The sequence below is a fragment of the Pontixanthobacter aestiaquae genome, from assembly GCF_009827455.1.
GTDB lineage: Bacteria > Pseudomonadota > Alphaproteobacteria > Sphingomonadales > Sphingomonadaceae > Pontixanthobacter > Pontixanthobacter aestiaquae.
In genome coordinates, this window is the sequence record NZ_WTYZ01000001.1 from 321773 (window position 1) to 342463 (window position 20691).

The window sequence follows — 20691 nt, forward strand, 5'->3', positions numbered from 1 at the left end:
ATGCAAAAATCAAAAGCTTTTATCTCGAGCCTCGCTGCCCTGTCACTGGTTACGGTATCAGGCTGTGTCACTGACCCGAATACAGGCGAGCGTAAAGTCTCGCGCACCGCGATCGGCGGTGTAGGCGGTGCTGTGCTCGGCGGACTGCTTGGCGGCGTCATCGGCGGCAAAACCGGACGCATTATCGGTGCAGGTGTTGGCGGCGTCGCCGGCGGCGTGGTCGGATACAAGATGGACCAGCAGATCAAGGAGCTGAAAGAGCAGACTGCAGGATCGGGCGTAGATGTCACCGAAGTCGATGGCGGAGACGCAATTTTGGTCAACCTGCCAGATGGCGTGACGTTCGACGTGAACAGTTACACCATCAAGCCGACTTTCCGAAACACGCTGGACACGGTTTCAGCCAGTCTTCAACAATATCCCGATAGCCTTGTTGACGTTTACGGCCATACCGATTCAAGCGGTTCGGATTCCTATAACCAGCGATTGTCGGAGCAGCGCGCCGAAGCCGTGGCGAATTATATGTCATCACGCGGCGTTAGTTCGGCCCGTATCCGCTGGCAGGGCTTTGGCGAAACCGCACCGATCGCGGACAACACCACAGCAGAAGGTCGGGCGCGTAACCGCCGGGTCGAAATCAAGATCATTCCGATCACACAAGAAGATGTCGAAGCGGCGCGACAAACGCAGTAAACCTCTCGGCACACTGTTGATGATTGAGGGGGTGGACATTGGTCTGCCCCCTTTTTCTATGAGCTGGTTAAGGCCGCTGCACGCTCTGCCAGATGAGTGACGGCGTCTTTATGGATCGCAGGCGCGCTCACCATCATGCCAAAGGCGCGCGGATCGGGCTTGTTATACGCAAATGGTTTGCCGAACGCGTCGGTGACCGTAGCGCCGGCCTCTCGCGCAATCAGCGTCGCTGCGCCGATGTCCCACTCGAACCCCCACCTTAGCGTGGCGACCAGGTCAGCTTCGTCAGCGCCAACCATTGCGACCCTAAGCGCAATCGAATTGGGTTGATCTACTGTCGTCAAAATTTGATCGACTTTCTGTAGAGAAGCAGCCGGAACCCGCGCACCCACAAACTCCTGCCGTGTTGATGCCGCAAGCTTTTGGCCATTCCGCCATGCGCCCTGTCCCGCAACCCCGACCCACTTTTGGCCCCGAGCGGGAGCATCCAGAACCCCGATCAGCGGCCTACCTTCGCTAATCAACGCTACAGACACACACCAACCCATGCGCCCACGCAGAAAGTCGCGGGTGCCATCGATCGGATCGACCAACCAGATCAGGCCCTTACTGAGCCGAGCGGGATCATCGACGGTTTCCTCCGATAGCCATCCGGCGGAAGGTAATAGCTGTCCCAGATGGCGGCGCAGATAGCCGTCGACTTCGATATCGGCGGCACATACCGGGCTACCGGGTTCTTTCTCCCAGCTTTCTACCTCATGCCCGTCACCGGGCCATAGCCCGAGCGCAATGCGCCCTGCTTCATCGACAATTTCTTCGAGGCGCGCGCGATCAATCATTTGGAGATATGCTGTTGCGCTGCAACGCAGCACTTTTCAAGCGCGCTGATCCATGCTTATGCGCGCACAACACATTTTCAGATTCCCATCTCTTTTAAAAAAGACGGATACCCAATGAATATTCACGAATATCAGGCCAAGGAACTCCTCGCGAAATATGGCATCGGCATCCCAGCCGGCCACGCTGCATTGACGGTGGAAGAAGCCGTCGAAGGCGCGAAGAAACTTCCTGGACCACTTTATGTTGTGAAGGCGCAAATCCACGCAGGCGGGCGCGGCAAAGGTAAATTCAAAGAGCTCGGCCCCGATGCGAAAGGTGGGGTACGCCTCGCCAAAAGCATCGACGACGTTAAAGCAGACGCGGAAGATATGCTCGGCAACACGCTGGTGACTATCCAGACGGGCGACGAAGGCAAGCAGGTCAACCGGCTCTACGTTACCGATGGTGTTGATATCGAGCAGGAATACTATCTCGCAATGCTCGTTGACCGCGCAACTGGCCAAGTTGCGATGGTTGCCTCGACCGAGGGCGGCATGGACATTGAAGATGTTGCGCATGAGACACCCGAGAAAATCACCACGATCACAATTGACCCGGCGCAAGGCTTTATGCCGCATCACGGCCGTGCAGTGGCCTTTGCGCTGAACCTGTCCGGCGACCTGAACAAGCAATGTCAGAAACTGGCGGCGAAGCTCTACACAGCGTTCATGGACCTCGACACCGAAATGCTCGAGATCAACCCGCTGGTTGAGACCAAGGACGGCCAATTGCTGGTGCTCGACACCAAAATGAGCTTTGACGGCAACGCCCTGTATCGGCACAAAGATGTTGAAGAGATGCGCGACGAGACCGAAGAAGATCCGGCGGAAGTCGAAGCAAGCGAATATGACCTGGCTTACATCAAGCTGGACGGCAATATCGGTTGCATGGTCAACGGCGCGGGCCTCGCCATGGCGACAATGGATATCATCAAGCTAAATGGCGCATTTCCTGCAAACTTCCTCGACGTAGGCGGCGGCGCGACGACCGAGAAAGTCACTGCTGCGTTCAAGATCATTCTGAAAGATCCGGCGGTCGAGGGCATTCTGGTCAACATCTTCGGCGGCATCATGAAATGCGACATTATCGCCGACGGTATTGTAACAGCCGCAAAAGAAGTGAACCTCTCTGTCCCACTGGTGGTTCGCCTTGAAGGCACCAACGTGGCGAAGGGTAAGGAAATTCTCGAGAATTCCGGCCTGCCTATCGTGAGCGCCGACGACCTCGGCGATGCCGCCAAGAAGATCGTGGCCGAGGTGAAGAACGCCGCCTGATCGGCTACGCCTGACAAAAGATTGAGCCGCGCCGGTGTGAACGGGCGCGGCTCTTCTTTTGGCTATTGTGTGGGGGCCGGTTCAGGCAAAACAGGCGGAGTGCTATCCATATAGGTAAGCCAGTTTTCCCATATATCATGCGCGCGCTTGTCCGCGAGGCCGATAGAGCACTTCAGTGACATCATTGTACGGATCGTGCCTTCTTTCCAATCTTCCCACACCGCACCGCACTCTGCACTGCTATAGGCGTCAAAGGCCGCATCGCTTGCGCGGATCATGCCGGCAATGTCGGGCCTGTCGGCATAGCGTTCCAACGCTGCATCGAGATACTCCGTCTGCCGCGCTTTTGCTTTTGCTAAAATCGCCGCCATGCACTGGTTCATTTCGATCGTCGTTCCGTCGCAGTCATAGCTAACCGTTTCAGGCTGCATCCGGGTAAAGCGAAAGATCAATTCCTGCGGTTCTGGCTTGTCGCTTTGCATTCTAACCGCTGCAACCAGACCGTTGTCGCCGTCGCAGCGCAGAGTGAGCCCATTAAAAAAAACAGCGCAGGGTTCGATATCGACCAACTGGAAAGACAACATCCCATCCTTCTCTTCCCACCCCGTTAGATCGGCGTTGAAGTGCTTCAGCTTTAGCACCAACGACCCGTTTTCCTCCATCAGATACAGATGCTCGGTAAAATGGATCGCTCCATCCGCTGTTTCCTGCACAAAGGTTCCAACCATCGTCGTGCCACTTGGCGGGAGCCAGCTTTCCATCGCGCGTGCGCCGCCAATACCCTCGCCCTGCCACTGACCGATGAGCCATTGCAGCTCATACATGCTGGCGTCCGGAGCTTCGCGCCCCTCTTTACCCACACGCGTTTCCTGCGCCGCGATCGCGTTGCCGCAGCACAACGCCGCGCTAGCCAAGATAATTTTCCAGAACCGGCCCATCATATCCTACCCTCCTGCGCAAAAGACTACAGCGCGCTCACCCTTCGGTAAAGCGCGTGAATGGGCTTGACCTTGCGCCATTCCGGCGCGAAGCGAGCGGCACAAGGCATCCGAATATGGAAACAGTTTGGTTGCCGCGCGTTATATCTTCGAACGCGCGATGCCGCCCGATAAGGACGTGCCTGGCTTGACGTTTACGTAAACGCAAGGTAGGCGTCGCGCAGAAATTCCACGAGAGGAAAGGTATCTCATGAAAATCCTCGTACCCGTCAAAAGGGTGATTGATTACAACGTCAAACCGCGGGTCAAAGCCGATGGTAGCGGCGTTGATCTGGCGAACGTCAAAATGAGCATGAATCCGTTCGACGAAATCGCTGTTGAAGAAGCGATCCGCCTGAAAGAAGCGGGCAAAGCCGAAGAGATCATAGCCGTATCAGTCGGTCCAGCGAAAGCACAGGAAACGCTCCGCACCGCGCTCGCTATGGGCGCAGACCGTGCGATCCTCGTCGAGACGGACGAAGAAGTTGAGCCGCTAGCTGTTGCGAAGATCCTCAAAGCCATCGCGGCAGAGGAAAATCCCGGCCTCGTGATGCTCGGCAAACAATCCATTTCTGACGACAGCAACCAGACGGGCCAGATGCTCGCTGCATTGATGGAGCGCCCGCAAGGTACTTTCGCCAACACCGTCGAAGTCGATGGTGACAGCGTCACTGTTAAGCGTGAGATCGACGGCGGCCTAGAAACTGTCAAGCTGACTATGCCCGCCATCGTCACAACCGACCTTCGTTTGAACGAGCCGCGCTATGCGTCGCTACCGAACATTATGAAGGCCAAGAAGAAACCGCTCGACACCAAGACGCCTGCAGATTTCGGTGTCGACATCGCGCCGCGCCTCACCACCACTAATGTCAGTGAGCCGCCGGTTCGCCAAGCCGGTGAAAAGGTTGAAGATGTTGATGCGCTGGTCGCCAAGCTTAAAGCACTGGGAGTTGCATAATGAAAACTCTAGTCCTCGTTGAACATGATAATGCGTCGGTCAAAGACGCCACGCTCGCCGTCGTAACCGCAGCTTCCAAACTGGGCGAAGTGCATTTGCTGGTTGCCGGCTCGGGCTGCGCCTCGGTTGCTGATGACGCTGCGAAAATCGCTGGTGTGGGCAAAGTCCACCTCGCGGACGATGCCGCTTACGAACATCAGCTTGCCGAGAACGTGGCACCGCTGGCCGCTGGCCTGATGGCCGACCATGACGCATTCCTCGCGCCTGCCACAACCACCGGCAAGAACATTGCGCCACGGGTTGCTGCACTGCTCGACGTCATGCAGATTTCGGACATTATTTCGGTCGAAGGCGGCAAGGCTTTCACCCGTCCGATATATGCCGGCAACGCAATCGCCACTGTTGAAAGCAGCGATGCCAAGCTGGTTATTACTGTACGGGGCACCGCCTTCGACAAGGCTTCGCCCGAAGGCGGTTCAGGCACCGTCGAAGCCGTTTCCGGCCCCGGCGATGCGGGTATTTCAAGCTTCGTCAGCGCAGAAATCGCTAAGAGCGAGCGCCCGGAGCTGACCAGCGCAAAGATCATCGTCTCTGGTGGCCGCGCACTGAAAGACTCGGCGACATTCGAGGAGTACATCACACCCCTCGCCGACAAGCTGGGCGCCGGTATCGGTGCTTCGCGTGCGGCAGTTGATGCGGGCTATGTCCCGAATGATTATCAGGTCGGTCAAACTGGCAAGATCGTCGCTCCGGAAGTCTATATCGCGATCGGTATTTCAGGCGCAATCCAGCACTTGGCCGGTATGAAAGATTCCAAAGTGATCATAGCGATTAATAAGGATGAAGACGCTCCGATCTTCCAAGTTGCAGACATCGGCCTGGTTGCGGACCTGTTTAATGCGGTGCCGGAACTGACCAGCAAGCTCTGACACCTTGCGGGATTGCATCCGCTTGCTTAGGCTAGCGGTATGAAAGTTCACACTATTCTCAAGTCCGGCCTCTGCCTTCTGGCGGGTGCCGGACTTTCCATTTCTGCGCCCGCGATTGCCCAAGACGGACCCACTACATTCGCGCCAACGACTGATTGGAAAGTCAGCAAGAAGCCGGATCGCTGCCGCCTGACAAGGGCGTTCGGCAGCGGGGAAGACCTTACTCGGATCACTTTCGAAAAGGGCGGCAACGAACCGACTTTCAATCTGACTATATCGGGGCAGGCCGTCGCAAGTCCGATAGGTGATCTGATCAGCCTGCGTTTCGGGCCGGATGAAAAGCCGATTGGCCGAAGCTACATCACCGCGAAGACCAACACAGGGCGGCCGGTCGTGGTCATGTATGGCGCTGATTTTGCCCCGGCGGTTACCGTAGATGAAGGAAAATACGCCAAAGATAACGTCGGCGAGGCACGCCTTTCGTCAATGGAGTACCTAGAAGTCGAACGCGCCGGGCTGAAGCGATTTCGCGTTGCGCTTGGAAGCATGCTTGAGCCGATGAAGCTACTTTCTGAGTGCGGCGCAAAACTAACTGAAGAATTAGTACCGTCACGGCTTAGGCTATCGAGGCCTCCGGAAGTCATATCCGAGGGAAAGGCTTGGCTTACACCTAAAGATTACCCCGCTTTAATGCTCAATAGGCAACAGGGCGGCCTAATCCAGTTCAGACTAACCGTCGGTGAAAACGGCAAGCCAAGCTTCTGTGTGATCGAACAGGCATCCGTGCCGCAAATGTTCGACGATTCGGTGTGTCTTGCTATGCGCAAAAATGCCCGCTTTAAGCCAGCATTGGACTGGGATGGTAAGCCCACGCGATCCTATTATACCAGTATAGTCCGTTTCGAGATGCGATAGGTCATGCATATCAAGCTCGAATAAATTGAACTTGTTTGTACCAATCCTGAGTGATAGATTAATATTGTGTATTTTAGAGTATTCCCTTTGTGGGCAGCATGTGTTCTAGCTGCGCTCTCGGCTTCACCTGCGGTGGCGCAGCTTCAACTAAAAACATTGGAGCCATCGACTGATTGGCAGCTCGAAGCAGAGCCCGACCGATGCCGTATCCAGCGCACATTCGGCACAGGGGAAGACGTTACCGCGCTCTCTTTGGAGCAAGGCCTAGGCCACACCAATTTCAATCTGACAATATCCGGTGCGCTGGTTGACCAGCCCATGGGCAGATGGATCAGGTTTGCTTTCGGTCCGAGTGAGGCAAACAACTACCGCGAATTTACGCTGGGCAAATCGGCAAGCGGGCAGCCCGAAGTCAAAGTTTACGGGACAACCCTTGCTCCGCATATCAATGAAGGGAACGGCACATTCATCCCCGACCCCCTCGATCCAAGCCGCTTGGGTGCAATACGATACATGACCATCAAACTGGTGCCCGCAACACCATTTGCACTGGTGGTCGGCCCGATGGATAAAGCTGTGGTATCACTAAACAAGTGCATCAAAGATAAGTTCGCGAAATTTACTCCGGCGCATAATGAATATTCGGTCCACGCCGAACCGACGATAAGCCCAGGTAAATGGTTCAAAAAGGGGGATTTCCCCGGGGAATTGTTTTTCAAGGGCGAGAACGCACTGGTCGAATTTTCGTTGATTGTCGACGACACGGGCACGCCGAATTTCTGCGAGATTACCAATTCAACGCGCCCCCAGAAATTCGACGAGTCGGTCTGTTTGAAATTGCTGAGAACGGCGCGTTTCACACCAGCGCGTAACAAGGATGGCCAGCCGGTTCCCGACCCTTGGTCGAGTAGGATACTTTTCCAGATACCGGATTAGAAACGATCCCGTTCAAAAGATTGCCAACATTGTGCCCGGCTACCGCTCAAGGTAGCATCGCTCTCCTGCCTGCCGCAGCGTCAACCAGACAAGAGTAATAAACCTCTCGTTCTGAGCCCTCTTCGCGTTGGAACAAGGGTTGTGCCGATGATTGTTGCCGTATCATGCAGGTGATGGGTTACAGGCGAGCCGAGCGTAGCTTCTATATCGAGCGCACGACACACAAAGATAGTCCTTCAATAGTGGCAGATAGCAGCCCTGAGTTTTCAGCACCCTCGGCTAGAGGCTCTTGCTGCAGCGCTAGCCGTAAAACAGTCCATCCAGAAAATGGATGGTCATTCCAACTAGCCCGCCTACGAAGGTACCGTTGATACGGATGAATTGCAGGTCGCGCCCCACGGCATTCTCGATCCGGTCAGTCAGCGTGCGAGCATCCCAGCGGCGCACTGTTTCTGACACCAGCTGGACGATCTGATCGCCGTAACGCGTCGCAACGCCCACAGCTGTACGGCGAGCAAAGCGGTTCACTTGCGTTTGCAGCTGGGTGTCTTCCCGCAGAGCATCGCCCAACTCACCAAGGCTACTACCGAGTTGGCCGCCGAGGACGGTATCGGGGTTGCGCGCCATTCGGATCATCCCCGCGCGCATCCGTTCCCACACGCCTTCCCACCAACGCGCAACGGCCTCATTCTCCAGCACATCATCTTTCATACGCTCGACACGAGCACGCATCTTCGGATCATGCACCAGATCGTGCGCCAATTGGTCGAGACCCTCTTGGATCTTGTCACGCAGAGGGTGCTCTGGATCGACCAGCACCTCAGCCAAAAGTTTGTAGAGACCGTCGAGAACCGATGCCGACAACCGTCCGTCGAGACCGGTCCAGCGGATGATACCGTTAGCCCGCTCGCTGATCATCTGGCGAACCATCTCCTCATTGTCTTCGAGCGTCAGACCCGACCAGCGGATGATCGCATCGATCAAGGGAAGATGCCGTTTATCGGCGATCGCAGTGGAGAGCATCTGCCCCAGCAGCGGCGAAATCTCGATCTTCTTGGCTTGCGACTTCAGGCCAGCTTTGACTTGCCCGCCCAGCTTGTCGGGATCGAGCGACTCCAGCACGCCTGCGAGCAGCTCCGCCGCCCCCGACCCGATCCGCGATTGCGAGCCTTGGGTCGGCTCCGCCAGAAAGCCGCCGACCGCGCGTGCCATATTCATATTCTGCATCCGCCGCGCAACGACCGAGGGTATCAGGAAGTTCGTCCGCAGAAATTGCGCCATTGTGTCGGCGATACGGTCCTTATTCTCCGGAATAATCGCCGTGTGCGGTATCGGGATGCCCATCGGATGGCGGAACAGGGCCGTCACCGCGAACCAGTCTGCCAGTCCGCCAACCATCGCTGCCTCCGCAAAGGCATGGAGATAACCCCAAGCCGGATGCAGATCGAGATATTGCCGCGAAAGGATGAACAATCCCGCCATCAGCACCAGCATCAGCGTTGCGGTAATCCGCATGCGTTTTGCTGTATCCGGCGGCAGTGGTGCCAATGAGGAAGAGGGCGCGAGGTTGCTCATAGCAGGCCGCCTTAGCGCAGCACGGCCGTCCTTCACAGTCTCTGCAGCGGTGGGATCCTTATTCGGCAGGAACAGTCTCTGGCGCAGGGTCGGCACCTTTGCCTTCGTCACCGGGCCGGTAAGTCAGGAAACGCTGGCGCATCCAAGGACCCATCCGCTTTTCGATGCCATCGGCAAGGCTGAAGCCCGCGGGCACGATAAGCAGCGTGAGCACGGTCGACATGATCAGTCCGCCTATCACCATCGTTCCCATTGGCGCGCGCCATGCGCCATCGCCAGAACCAAGCAGGCCGGAGAACGCAATCGGCACCATGCCTGCGGTCATCGCCACGGTTGTCATGACAATCGGTTGCGCACGTTTATGACCAGCATCGATAATGGCGCTGAGCTTCTCTTCACCCGCTGCCATCGCTTCAATTGCGAAATCGATCAGCAGAATCGAGTTCTTCGAGACAATACCAAGCAGTAGCAGAATACCGATATAGACCGGCATCGATTGCGCTTGCCCGACTATCCAGATCAGGAATATCCCGCCCAGCGGAGCCAGCAGCAGCGACGTCATGTTCACCAAAGGCGACATCAAACGCTTATAGAGCAGCACAAGTACCGCAAACACCAACAGAAAGCCTGCTATGATCGCCACGAACAGGCTGTCCTGCAACTCCTGCTGCCAAGCCTGGTCGCCAACCGCATCACGGATTACGCCCTGCGGTAGATCTTGCAGAACCGGCAATTCATCGACTTGTGCCTGCGCAGTGCCTGCGACGACCCCTTGGGCAAAGTCGGCACCGACCAGAATGCGGCGGTTCTGATTATAGCGCTGGATCACTGTCGGGCCGGAGCCGAAACTGATTTCAGCCACACGCTCAAGCGGCACCGAACCACCATTGGCCGTCTGAACTGGCAAATTGGCAATCGTGTTCAGATCGCTGCGCGAGTCGGTGGGCAGCTTTACGCGGATCGGAATCTGCCGGTCAGACAGCGAGAAGCGCGCCGCGTTCTGCTCGATCTCACCCATAGTCGCGATCCGGATAGTCTGGCTGAGCGCGGCAGTTGTCACACCCAGCTCTGCCGCCAGATCGGGACGCGGAGTAATGATCAGTTCGGGCCGGTTCATATCCGCATTGATCCGCGGCGCGACGAGATCATCAATGCCCTTCATCTGCTCGACCAGCGTCGCGGCCGTGCTTTCCAGCAGTTCGGGATCGGAGCCGGCGAGCATTACTGTCAGATCGCGGCCGCTGCCGAAACCGCCAGATTGCGACTGGAAGCGAATACGGGCGTCCGGAATGGTCGCGAGCTGCGGCGCAAGGTCACGCTCGAACTCGACCGACGTCTTTTCGCGGTCATCGCTGAGAGTGATGTAAATTCTAACGTCACCTTCTCTCACGCGTTCAAGCGCACGCTCGACTTCGGGCTGCTCATACAGGATATCAGCAACCTGACGCGAGACACGCTCGGTCGCGGCCAACGTAGTGCCCGGAACCATCTCGATGGTGATCTGGCTGTTATCGCTATCGGTCGTTGGCTGGAACTGCGCCGGGACCAGACCAAACAGCAATACAGTGAACAAGAGCGAGAAGTAGCCGATGCCGACCATCCACACGCGGTGGTCGTGGAAACGCGCTCTCAAATACTGCCACGATTGACCGGCGACGCGGCCAAACATCCGCGTCAGCAGCCCGAAAAAGCCGAGAACCGCGAGGACCGATAGGAAACCCAACCCGAATACGAGTGCGAATTGGAGAATTTCAAGCGGCCGATCAATCAGTAGCCATAGCGTACTGGCTTTATCGTCGGTAACCGCAGTCGCAAGCACGTCGGGCACACCAATTTCCGACAGAGCGCCATGCGTGATAAACACCAAGGCCCCGGGCACGATCATCAGAATGAGCAAAGTCAAAAAGGCTGAAACAATGTAGAAAAACCGGTCGCTTGCAACGATTCGCAGCAATAAGAACAGCAAGCTTAGTACCAGTATCCCGGCGGCTACCGCCACAAACGGGATCAGCACCTCAACGCCGCCGCCGAGCACAGCCAAAACTCCGCCCACAAGAAGAGCGAGGACAGCGCAGACTCCCAATATGATCAACGTAATCAAGAAAAAGCCGGTCCGCTCTTCCAGGTTTAGGCCGTCACGAATGCGGTGCATTCCTGAACGATCCAGCGACCAGCGCAGCACACGCATATAGCGGTCCATCCACGGGCCTTCACCGTGATTGGCATGACCTTTCGCTTTCAGGAAATAGGCAGCGAGCATCGGCGTGATCATCCGCGCGACCGCAAGGCTCATCAGCACGGCTATCACCACGGTAATCCCGAAGTTCTTGAAGAACTGGCCGGAAATTCCCGGCATCAAACCAACGGGCAGGAATACCGCGACAATACAGAACGATGTCGCCACAACCGGCAGACCGATCTCGTCAGCAGCATCGATAGAGGCTTGATAAGCGGATTTTCCCATTCGCATATGCCGGACGATGTTCTCGATTTCCACAATCGCATCGTCCACCAGCACCCCGGCCACAAGACCCAGCGCCAGCAAGGATAGCTGGTTCAGATTGAACCCGAGCAAGTCCATGAACCAGAAGGTAGGTATCGCGGATAGCGGGATCGCAACCGCCGAAATGATCGTCGCGCGCCAATCGCGCAGGAAGAAGAAGACCACCACCACGGCAAGGAGCGCACCCTCGACCATGGCCGCCATCGAACTGGAATATTGTTCTTCAGTATATTTGACCGTGTTGAACAGCGGGATGAAAGTCACACCTTCATTTTCCGCCTCGATCTCGGCAATGATTTCTTTCGCTTGATCGAACGTTGTCACGTCCGATGCGCCTTTTGCGCGGGACATGAAGAAGTTTACAACTTCCTTGTCGCGCACTTTGCTGATCGATGTGCGTTCGCTGTAGCCATCGCGCACTGTCGCAACATCGCTCAACTTTACCGTGCGCCCTGCACCAAGGCGGATTTGCTTTTGCGACAGGTCGAACGCGCTATCCGTATTACCAAGCACGCGTACCGATTGGCGAGTGCCGCCTACTTCGGTCATGCCGCCCGCCGCATCGAGATTATCTACCCGCAGCAATTGGTTGATCTGGCTGGCAGTTACACCGAGTGCCTGCATTTTTGCGGGGTCGAGGATGACCTCGATCTCGCGGTTCACACCGCCGAAGCGGCCGGCCTCGGCCATTCCTTCAATCGACAGCAAACGCTTGGCGATCGAATCGTCGATGAACCAGCTTAGCTGCTCGATTGTCATATCATCGGCTTCAACCGCATAAATGCCAAGAAAGCCGCCAGCAATTTCTTCCTTGCTCACGCGCGGCTCGAGAATCCCGTCTGGCAGACTGCCGCGGATCGTATCGACAGCGTTTTTGACTTCGGCCACTGCATCATTGGGATCAGTGCCGATCTCGAACTCGATGAATGTGTTGGAACTGCCTTCACGCGCGCTGGAGTTGAGATTTTTCACCCCGTTGATCGACCGCACTGCTGATTCGACGCGCTGGGTAATCTGGTTCTCGATCTCGGTAGGTGCAGCGCCGGGCTGCGAAATCGAAACATTAACCGCAGGAAATTCGATATCCGGATTGTTGACCACATCCATATTGTAGAAGCTGAGGATGCCAGCAAAAGTGATCGCAACGAAGAAGACCAGCGGAATAACCGGGTTTCTGATCGACCATGCGGATATGTTCTGGAAGTTCATAAAGCTCAGCCTTCGCCTTGGTCGGCTCTTTTAGGCCTGACTGTTTCGCCAGGCGTCAGGAAGCCGCCAGCTCTTTCGACGATAGCTTCGGTTCCATCGAGGCCTTCGGTCACCGCAATACCATTGTTCGTAACAAGGCCGGTTTTAACGGGCTGCCTGCGCGCCTTGTTATCCGAATCGATGACGTAAACGTACGAGCCATCGCTATCAGAAAGGATCGCGGATTCGGGGAGCACAGTGGCGACGACGGTACCACTGGAAATCGTCGCGCTGGCGAAGCCGCCGGGGCGAAGTTCGGGCGCGTAAGGCAAAGCGATGCGGGCGATCCCCTGCCGATCTTGCGGATTGATCGTAGGAGAGACTTGCCACACTTGCCCCGCGAAGGTTTTCTCGCTGCCGACTGGGACAATTCGCGCCTCCACGCCGACCGAAAGCTTGGCTAGATCGGTTTCGCTAACCCGTGCCATCAATTCCATTTCGCCGCCTTTGGCGATCCGGAACAACGCGCCCGATCCGGCGCTAACCACTTGCCCCGGCTCGGTATTGCGTTCGAGGACGAGGCCTGACGCAGGAGCGGTTATCGTCAATCTGCTATTGCTTGCGCGAATTTGATTAAGCTGCGCCTGAGCTACTTTGACTTGCGCAACAGCGCGGTCGCGGGTTGCAGTCAAGCGGTCTACATCCGCCTTGCTGATAAAGCCGCGCTCGACGAGCTGGAGAGCGCGGTCCAAATTGGCCTGCGCCAGCCGAGCATCAGAGTCAGCCACTTCGACCGAAGCGGCCGCACTCGCTGCCTGCTGATTTTGAACCGAACGGTCGATCGCTGCGAGAGGCTGTCCCTGCCGCACCCACGAACCTGCATCGACATAAACCGCGACAACCTTACCGCCCGCACCATCGACACCGACGGGCAGCTCCCGCCGCGCAGCCAGAGTGCCGGTCGCGACAATCTCACCAGCGATAGTGGCCTGTCCCGGAGACACAACGGTGATCGAGGCCCCTTGCTCCTCACGGTCATCGGCAACTTCTGTTGTGCCGCCGGTCACCAGAAAATAGGCCAGCGCAGCCGCAGCGACCGCAGCGATCAGAATGCCAATCACGGTCCAGAGCTTGCGACGCCCCTGCGTAGTCGGAACATCAACATCAAGCTTATTGCTGGAGTATTCGCCACCATCGGCCTGCACGGTAGTTTCGTAATTCATTATCTATCCCGATCGCCCATACCGCTTTGAATTGCAGGTGTGTTACACGCATATATCACCACATGCAATATCTTGCGTGATCTTGCGTGTTAAAACCTTAGACCTGCCGTGCAACGCAGGGCAATGAAACGCTCGACGGGTGACGTCTCGGGCCGACGAACTGTCGGATTCGGGGTATAGCACTTTCCCCAGATGCAAAAAGGGCGGGGAAACCGAAGCTCCCCGCCCTTTCAAACTCGTTTGACGCCAGACCTTAGCGAACGCGTCCACGCTGGACGAGATTTACAATGCCTAGCAACACGATTGCGCCGACCACAGCTACGACCAAGCCTGTAAGTGAGAATTCTTTCACGCTTCCGACGATGCCGAATTGGTTCGCGATCAGATTACCAATCACCGAACCTACGCAACCAACGACGATGTTCCAAAAAATGCCCATCGATGCGTCACGGTTCATAACCATGCTTGCGAGCCAGCCGGCCACACCACCAACGATCAGTGCAATAATCCAACCTATCATAACGAATTCCTCCTGTTTATTCTGCTTTGCTTACAACCGCTAACGGATGACATGGCAAAGCGGTTCCCTAGCATTTTTGCGGGGAACGGAGATCTTGATAGGGATTTTGTCTGGTTTAGCCAATCGGTCGGATGTGATTGGCCAAATTCTGGCCCGCGGAATACGGATCAATATTTCAACTGGCGCTCGTAAAGATCGCGGTAGTGCTGGATACGCGTAACGCGCAGGCCCTGCATACCCGAACGATCCACTGCACGCTGCCAAGAAGCGAATTCTTCGAGCGTGAGAGTATAGCGCTCGAGCACTTCGTCGATCGTAAGTAGGCCGCCATTAACGGCCGCAACCACTTCCGCCTTGCGGCGCACGACCCAGCGTTTCGTCTCCGGAGGAGGCAGATCGTCGATCGAGAGCGGCTCCCCGAGGGGGCCGATAACCTTGTCTGGACGGATTTTCTGGTTCTCGATCATTACAACTCTCTGTCGCCTGTTTCCGCATCCTGTGCGGCTGGAGACATCTTTGCCTCGTGGGTTTTGCAATCGGCTAAAGTATCAGGGTTAATGCCAAAGCCGATTTCATTAAGGTTTGCCGATTGCTCGGTCGAAAAGCTCGCGAAGTTTCCTCCGCCGGACATCTTGCGCCGCGCAAAGACGCCGCGCAGGTCGCGCGCTGCCGCCAAACGAGCGACCAGCACCGGCCACTCAAGCGGCTGTAATACTGGGCTTTCTGCAGCCTTGGTAAAGCCGGTATCGGTTAAGTTTCCTTCGAACATCACTCCCCTCTAGGGCGCTATAGTCAAGAACAGGTAAAGTCCGGCTTTACCGCTGGTTAGGATTACCGAAGACAAAGTAAATGCGCCGCTTCCAGGCGCTCGCAACTGGCTCTAGTAGGCAGCGCATCTCCAGTGTATGGGGCCGCACATGGATGCGACTACCCTCTTTGACCCCGCCTTGGATACCGCAGGATTATTCGATCTGACTCGCCCGGCAAAGGACAGCCGGATCGTTGTCGCGATGTCGGGCGGCGTCGATTCGTCCGTCGTCGCCGCGCTCGCCGCCTCGACCGGCGCGGAAGTGATCGGCATCACGTTGCAGCTTTATGATTATGGCGCTGCGACAGGCCGCAAAGGCGCTTGCTGCGCGGGCGACGATATCAGCGATGCACGCGCGGTTTCCGACCGGCTCGGGATTGCGCATTATGTGTTCGATCACGAAAGCGCGTTTCGGGAAGATGTAGTCGAGCAGTTTGCCGATGACTATCTGGCAGGTCGCACCCCTGTCCCGTGCATACGCTGCAATATGGGGCCGAAATTCACCGACCTGCTGCGCATGGCGAAAGAGCTGGGCGCAGACTGCCTTGCGACCGGTCATTATGTCCGGCGGATTACGGGTCCGGCTGGTCCAGAGCTGCATCGCGCTATCGATCCTGCACGCGACCAATCCTACTTCCTATATGCCACTACTGAAGAGCAGCTCGACTATATCCGCTATCCATTGGGCGGACTGCCCAAGACTGTCGTGCGCGAACTGGCCGAGCAAGCGGGATTACGTAACGCAGCGAAACCCGACAGTCAGGATATCTGCTTCGTCCCCGATGGCGACTACGCCAAAATCGTTCGCTCTTTGCGCCCCGAAGGCGGCAAACCGGGCGCGATTGTTCACGCGCAGACGGGTGAGGAGCTGGGCCGCCACAAGGGTGTCATCCACTACACGGTCGGTCAGCGACGCGGTCTGGAAATCGGCGGGTTGCCTGAGCCGCTTTATGTGGTGGGCCTCGACGCCGAAAAGGCTGAAGTCCATGTCGGGCCCAAAATCATGCTCGCGGTCCATGCCGCACAGATTATCGAAACGAATCGCATTGGTCCGCTCCCTGACACGCCGCTTACCGCAAAGGTGCGGTCTCTCTCAAAGCCGGTACCGATCACTTTGGAGGGACCACTAGGCGGCGGAGCCGCGACCACAATCCGCTTCGAGCAGCCTGAATTTGGTGTGGCTCCGGGGCAGGCCGCAGTAATTTACGCCGGCGAACGAGTTGTCGGCGGCGGCTGGATTGATGGAACCGGCTGAGTCCGATCAGTCGCGCCATTTCTCCATCACGCAGCCATAACCCTCACGGTAGGTTGCGGTCTCTGAAACGATAAGCGGAAACCGCGCGGTGACGCTCTTGGCATCGACATCTTCTTTGAGCGTAACGAATTCCATGCCCGGCAATTGGTCTTTCTTGCAATCATCCAGACTGCGGCCCGCGACGAAGCGGCAAGAACACGCCACCCGCGCTGAATAGGCGGCACCCGCCCCGGCATAACCTGTAATCGGTGTGCGGTAGAACCAGGCAACTCCCGCCAATAGGATTGCGAGAAACACCAGCATCCACGGCCAACGGCGCGATTTCCTCGTCGATCGTGCCGTTGATTTTGCCATTGCCAAGTGATTTCCCGTGCGCGAGTGATGCGCCCATGACTGAACGCACAATGTTTCGAACCATAGCCCTTATCGCGAGCATTGGCCTGATGCCAAGCCTTACCGCATGTTCGGATGCACCACCTGTTGAACGGCCGCTATCGGAAGACGCCTTAAACGCCGTCGCAGACAACGCTGGTGCGCCGAAGGATCAACTCGTGCGCGCGATCGATGACCTGTTTGTCAAAGAAGAATTGGGCGATACCCGCGCGTTGCTTGTCATGCATGGCGGCATGATCGTGGCAGAGCGTTATGCCGATGGCTATAATGCGGATACCCGCTTCGTCAGCTGGTCGATGGCCAAGACCGTCACCGCTGTGATGATCGGAATGCTGGTTGCCGATGGCCGCCTCCGGCTCGACGAATCGGTTCCCGAACCACGCTGGAGCCAGACCGGTGATCCACGCGGAGAGATCACTTTGCGACAATTGCTCCAGATGCGCTCTGGCCTGCGCCATACCGAAGCAGGCGATCCGCCATATGATTCGGCCGAAGTGCAGATGCTATTCCGCGAGGGGCGCGATGATATGGCTGATTGGGCCACCTCGCAGCCGCTCGAGGCAGAGCCGGGCGCGAAGTTCGAATATTCAAGCAATACAACCGTGATCTTGGCAGACATCGCCGCGCGCGTGCTCACCAAAAGTACCGACCCGGACACACGCCGCGAAGCGGTCGATACGTTTCTGCGCACACGCCTGTTCGGTCCGCTTGATATGGATTCGATGGTTCCCGAATATGATGCGAACGGGACATTGATCGGTGGCAGTCTGATGCATGCGACAGCCCGCGATTGGGGAAAGTTCGGGGAGTTTCTGCGCAACAAAGGATCTTACCGTGGATCACAACTGATCCCGCGCAAATGGATCACTTTCATGACGACGCCCAGTCCGCGCTCGGGCTTCTATGGCGCGCAAACATGGCTCAATAAGGAATCGGGTCTGGATCGTGACGAGAAATTGCAGGATCGCGGCCCAGATACGATGTTTGCTGCGATCGGCCATATGGGGCAGTATGTCCTGGTCTCCCCGGAGCAGAAGCTGACGGTGGTCAGGCTCGGCCATTCAAGCGCCGAGGACCGCAAGCGGATGCTGCAAGACCTGCTCGATGTGGTCGAACTTTATCCCGAAACATAAAACGTCCCTTCGACCACCGTGGTGCATTTGCCGCCCAGCCAGACCCGGTCTCCATCGAGTCGGCAATTGAGATAGCCGCCGCGCCGGGAGGCTTGATAGGCGGAAAAGCTATTGCGCCCCAACCGCTCCGCCCAGAATGGCGTCAGCGCGGCATGCGCAGAGCCGGTTACGCTATCTTCATCGACGCCAGCGCCCGGCACGAATACACGGCTGATGACATCGGTATCCCCGCCCGGTGCGGTGCAGGCGAACTGTTCGACACCGAATTCGCCGAGTGCGCGAAGATCGGGATCGAGCGCCCGGACCTGCTCTGCATTTTCGAACAGGAAGATATTGTAAAGCGTATCATTGCGGTGGACCAAGACTGGCTCTGCACCAAGCAATGCGACCGCTTCGGGATAGGGTTCCGGCGCGGTCTCGATTGCGGGCAGCCCGACTTCGTAATCCTCGCCCTCTCTTCGAACCTCAAGAATGCCTGCTTTTCTGGTACGGAAAGTAATGTGGTCTCCGCCATCCCGACTGAGCAACACATGGCCGCTGGCAAGCGTGGCGTGGCCGCAAAGGGCTATCTCATATGTCGGCGTGCACCAGCGCAATTCCCAGTCTGCCTCTCCGGTTTCGTCTTTCACCACGAAGGCTGTCTCGGCGAACATATTCTCGCCGCCGATTTCAACAAGCACATCATCGGGCAGCCACTCGTCGAGAATCATCACCGCCGCCTGATTTCCGACAAACGGGCGATCAGCGAAAGCATCGACATGGTAATAAGGTACGGCTGTTGCTGGTGGGGAGACCATCAGTCTTTCTCCAGTTTCTCGAACTCGTCCTTTTCGACAAGCGAATTGCCCGGCTCATCGACATGACCCTCGGGATCGATATGGATCAATAGCTCCATATTCGGGAAATGGCTGCCAAGATCCTCTTCCACGCGTTCAATAATGTCATGCGCTTCTTCGACGGTCATCGAGCCAGGGAGATCGACATGGAACTGCACGAAATCTCGCGTCCCACTGGCTCGTGTGCGCAAATCGTGGAGATTGCTGAGCTCGGGATGTTTCGCCGCGAGCTCCACAAAGCGCAATCGCTTTTCCTCCGGCCATTCACGGTCCATCAGATTGTCGACCGCTTCGCTCGCCGCGCGCCATGCCCCCCATAAAAGCCAGGCGGCGATGGCTAGGCCGAACACCGGATCCGCCTCCGCAAAACCCGCGAATTGATCCAGCACCAGTGCCGCGATGACCGCCAGATTGAGCAACAAATCCGATTGGTAGTGCATATGATCGGCGCCGATCGCGACCGAACCAGTGCGTTCGATAACATAGCGCTGCCACGCAAGCAGGGCGAGTGTCGCAATTATTGCGATCACCGAGACGCCGATACCTTCGGCAGCCGCACTGGTTCGCCCGCCCTCAGCAAGGCGCACGGCCGCGCGAAACGCAATCGCGGCTGCAGACAGAGCGATCAGCATCACTTGAAACATGGCGGACAACGACTCGGCTTTGCCGTGCCCGAAGCGGTGATTCTCATCGGCAGGTTGGGCCGCAATCCAGACGCCGATCAGCGTCGCCAAGCTGGCCACCATATCGAGCGCACTATCAGCAAGGCTGCCCAGCATCGCGGTCGAACCCGTCTCGATACTGGCCCATAGCTTCAATCCGACCAGAAAAATCGCGACGGCTATGGAAGCGAAAGCCGCACTCTTGGTCAGATAAGTGCGTCGGGCGGCCGTTTCACTCATGGGTAAAGCAATGTATCGCGCCAGCCGTCTCCGTCGCGCTCGAACCGGCGGCGATCATGCAGGCGATTTGGGCGATCAAGCCAGAACTCGAAGGCCACCGGCTTCACAGTAAAGCCCGTCCAGTGCGGTGGCCGTTCGACCTGACCGCCAGCGAAGCGTTCCTCAGCTTCTTTGAAGCGCTCGACAAAGGTTGCGCGCCCGGGCAGCGGGCGTGATTGATCGGATGCGACCGCACCCAATTGCGAATCGCGTGACCGGCTGTGGAAATAAGCGTCGGCGACCTCTGCGCTCACTTCTTCCAACGGCCCTTCGATGCGGATTTGGCGCCGGAGCGATTTCCAATGGAATAGCAACGCCGCCTGCGCATTGGCGCGAATCTCACCGCCCTTGCGGCTGTGGGCATTTGTGTAAAATGTGAAGCCTCCAGGGCCGTGCCCTTTGAGAAGCACCATCCGCACTGACGGTGCAGCATCGGATGTCGCCGTGGCCAGCGCCATGGCGTTCGAATCATTGGGTTCGCTTGTACGTGCCTCACTGAACCATATGTCAAAAAGAGCAAACGGATCGGATTGCGGGATCGCACTTTGTTCAGCTTTCATGGTGTTTTCCTGAGGATATGGAACACATGGAACAGGGTCCTAATCAATAGTTTCCGGCCCGACGAGAGGATCGGCCCGCAGATTGGAGCGGTATGGAAGTGGTGCGCGGCGATTGGTCACGTCCGCGCTTTACGCCGCTTGGCAAAAGTAGGAAAGCCAATCCGCTTGCACCAAGTGACTGTAGCACCTAGCTAA

General features: G+C 57.1%; 20 protein-coding genes. 8 read left to right on the top strand and 12 right to left on the bottom strand.

Annotated elements, in window-relative coordinates; genetic code table 11:
* Positions 1-693, top strand: coding sequence for an OmpA family protein (locus GRI35_RS01435; protein WP_160612374.1), 693 nt, complete (start codon positions 1-3; stop codon positions 691-693).
* A gap of 56 nt (positions 694-749) precedes the next feature.
* Here the strand turns inward: GRI35_RS01435 and GRI35_RS01440 are convergent, their stop codons facing one another.
* Positions 750-1532: a 3'(2'),5'-bisphosphate nucleotidase CysQ gene (locus GRI35_RS01440; RefSeq protein ID WP_160612375.1), complete on the bottom strand. Its 783-nt coding sequence runs from the start codon at positions 1530-1532 to the stop codon at positions 750-752.
* A 114-nt stretch (positions 1533-1646) separates the two neighbouring features.
* Between GRI35_RS01440 and sucC the strand changes: the two genes are divergently transcribed.
* Positions 1647-2846, top strand: a complete 1200-nt coding sequence (sucC, locus tag GRI35_RS01445) for an ADP-forming succinate--CoA ligase subunit beta (RefSeq protein ID WP_160612376.1) — start codon at positions 1647-1649, stop codon at positions 2844-2846.
* A 62-nt stretch (positions 2847-2908) separates the two neighbouring features.
* Here the strand turns inward: sucC and GRI35_RS01450 are convergent, their stop codons facing one another.
* Positions 2909-3787, bottom strand: a complete 879-nt coding sequence (locus GRI35_RS01450; protein ID WP_160612377.1) for a DUF6265 family protein — start codon at positions 3785-3787, stop codon at positions 2909-2911.
* 247 nt (positions 3788-4034) lie between these two features.
* Here GRI35_RS01450 and GRI35_RS01455 point away from each other — a divergent pair, with 247 nt between their 5' ends.
* The 4 genes from GRI35_RS01455 to GRI35_RS01470 all read left to right on the top strand — a co-directional run bounded on the left by GRI35_RS01455 (position 4035) and on the right by GRI35_RS01470 (position 7561).
* Entirely contained in the window at positions 4035-4781 is a 747-nt protein-coding gene (locus tag GRI35_RS01455; protein WP_160612378.1) for an electron transfer flavoprotein subunit beta/FixA family protein, read from the top strand.
* On the top strand, positions 4781-5710 hold the full coding sequence (locus tag GRI35_RS01460; RefSeq protein WP_160612379.1) for an electron transfer flavoprotein subunit alpha/FixB family protein: 930 nt from the start codon (positions 4781-4783) through the stop codon (positions 5708-5710). Before GRI35_RS01455 ends, GRI35_RS01460 begins: the two co-directional genes overlap by 1 nt.
* A 39-nt stretch (positions 5711-5749) precedes the next feature.
* Entirely contained in the window at positions 5750-6625 is an 876-nt protein-coding gene (locus GRI35_RS01465) for an energy transducer TonB (protein ID WP_160612380.1), read from the top strand.
* A gap of 132 nt (positions 6626-6757) precedes the next feature.
* Positions 6758-7561, top strand: a complete 804-nt coding sequence (locus GRI35_RS01470) for an energy transducer TonB (protein ID WP_160612381.1) — start codon at positions 6758-6760, stop codon at positions 7559-7561.
* A 300-nt stretch (positions 7562-7861) separates the two neighbouring features.
* On the opposite strand, the gene GRI35_RS01475 is transcribed toward GRI35_RS01470, so the two are convergent.
* The 6 genes from GRI35_RS01475 to GRI35_RS01500 all read right to left on the bottom strand — a co-directional run bounded on the left by GRI35_RS01475 (position 7862) and on the right by GRI35_RS01500 (position 15339).
* A complete protein-coding gene (locus tag GRI35_RS01475) occupies positions 7862-9136 on the bottom strand; it encodes a DUF445 domain-containing protein (protein WP_235900092.1) in 1275 nt (424 codons plus the stop codon).
* Positions 9137-9194: 58 nt separating this feature from the next.
* Positions 9195-12848 (bottom strand): efflux RND transporter permease subunit, encoded by a 3654-nt coding sequence (locus tag GRI35_RS01480; RefSeq protein ID WP_160612382.1) that lies wholly within the window; start codon positions 12846-12848, stop codon positions 9195-9197.
* 5 nt (positions 12849-12853) lie between these two features.
* On the bottom strand, positions 12854-14050 hold the full coding sequence (locus GRI35_RS01485) for an efflux RND transporter periplasmic adaptor subunit (RefSeq protein ID WP_160612383.1): 1197 nt from the start codon (positions 14048-14050) through the stop codon (positions 12854-12856).
* 253 nt (positions 14051-14303) lie between these two features.
* On the bottom strand, positions 14304-14567 hold the full coding sequence (locus GRI35_RS01490; protein ID WP_160614684.1) for a GlsB/YeaQ/YmgE family stress response membrane protein: 264 nt from the start codon (positions 14565-14567) through the stop codon (positions 14304-14306).
* Positions 14568-14737: 170 nt separating this feature from the next.
* Positions 14738-15037, bottom strand: a complete 300-nt coding sequence (sciP, locus tag GRI35_RS01495; RefSeq protein WP_160605021.1) for a CtrA inhibitor SciP — start codon at positions 15035-15037, stop codon at positions 14738-14740.
* Positions 15037-15339 carry a hypothetical protein gene (locus GRI35_RS01500; protein ID WP_160612384.1) on the bottom strand — a complete coding sequence of 101 codons (303 nt, stop codon included), beginning with the start codon at positions 15337-15339 and terminating at the stop codon, positions 15037-15039. The genes sciP and GRI35_RS01500 overlap by 1 nt, the downstream gene beginning before the upstream one ends.
* 148 nt (positions 15340-15487) lie before the next feature.
* Between GRI35_RS01500 and mnmA the strand changes: the two genes are divergently transcribed.
* Positions 15488-16633, top strand: coding sequence for a tRNA 2-thiouridine(34) synthase MnmA (mnmA, locus tag GRI35_RS01505; RefSeq protein ID WP_160612385.1), 1146 nt, complete (start codon positions 15488-15490; stop codon positions 16631-16633).
* A gap of 6 nt (positions 16634-16639) precedes the next feature.
* On the opposite strand, the gene GRI35_RS01510 is transcribed toward mnmA, so the two are convergent.
* Positions 16640-16987, bottom strand: coding sequence for a hypothetical protein (locus GRI35_RS01510; RefSeq protein WP_160612386.1), 348 nt, complete (start codon positions 16985-16987; stop codon positions 16640-16642).
* Positions 16988-17022: 35 nt separating this feature from the next.
* On the opposite strand from GRI35_RS01510, the gene GRI35_RS01515 reads away from it, so the two are divergent.
* Positions 17023-18159, top strand: coding sequence for a serine hydrolase domain-containing protein (locus tag GRI35_RS01515; protein ID WP_235900093.1), 1137 nt, complete (start codon positions 17023-17025; stop codon positions 18157-18159).
* On the opposite strand, the gene GRI35_RS01520 is transcribed toward GRI35_RS01515, so the two are convergent.
* The 3 genes from GRI35_RS01520 to pdxH are packed head-to-tail and all read right to left on the bottom strand — an operon-like array spanning position 18144 to position 20496.
* Positions 18144-18956: a PhzF family phenazine biosynthesis protein gene (locus GRI35_RS01520; protein ID WP_160612387.1), complete on the bottom strand. Its 813-nt coding sequence runs from the start codon at positions 18954-18956 to the stop codon at positions 18144-18146. The genes GRI35_RS01515 and GRI35_RS01520 overlap by 16 nt on opposite strands.
* On the bottom strand, positions 18956-19897 hold the full coding sequence (locus tag GRI35_RS01525) for a cation diffusion facilitator family transporter (RefSeq protein WP_160612388.1): 942 nt from the start codon (positions 19895-19897) through the stop codon (positions 18956-18958). Before GRI35_RS01525 ends, GRI35_RS01520 begins: the two co-directional genes overlap by 1 nt.
* Complete coding sequence (gene pdxH / locus GRI35_RS01530; RefSeq protein WP_160612389.1) at positions 19894-20496, bottom strand: pyridoxamine 5'-phosphate oxidase; 603 nt, start codon at positions 20494-20496, stop codon at positions 19894-19896. Before pdxH ends, GRI35_RS01525 begins: the two co-directional genes overlap by 4 nt.
* Between the last annotated feature and the right edge of the window lie 195 nt (positions 20497-20691).